Source organism: Paracoccus sp. S4493 (assembly GCF_000967735.1).
Classification (GTDB): domain Bacteria; phylum Pseudomonadota; class Alphaproteobacteria; order Rhodobacterales; family Rhodobacteraceae; genus Paracoccus; species Paracoccus marcusii.
Genome location: NZ_JXYF01000579.1, coordinates 1 through 229, shown reverse-complemented (window position 1 = coordinate 229; position 229 = coordinate 1). Strand labels below are relative to the sequence as shown.

Here is a 229-nt window from a genome sequence, read left to right as displayed (position 1 = left end):
CCGGTTCCTGGACCGCCGCCGCCACGACCAGGCCCAGTCCCGCCGCGAGGCGCAGTTCGCCCAGCTGACCCCCCTGGCCCAGGACGCGCCCCAGGACGACGCCCTGCGCCTGTCGCAGCTGCGCCAGGCCTTCCTGGACCTGCCCGACGACCAGCGCGAGGCGCTGGCCCTGATCGCGGTCGAGGGGCTGTCCTATGCCGAGGCCGGCCAGCTGCTGGGCATCCCGCCC

The 229-nt window shown here is 76.4% G+C and carries 1 protein-coding gene; it reads left to right on the top strand.

Annotated elements, in window-relative coordinates:
* The coding region (locus TW83_RS19135; protein WP_045984382.1) for a sigma factor-like helix-turn-helix DNA-binding protein at positions 1-229 on the top strand (229 nt) is incomplete at both ends.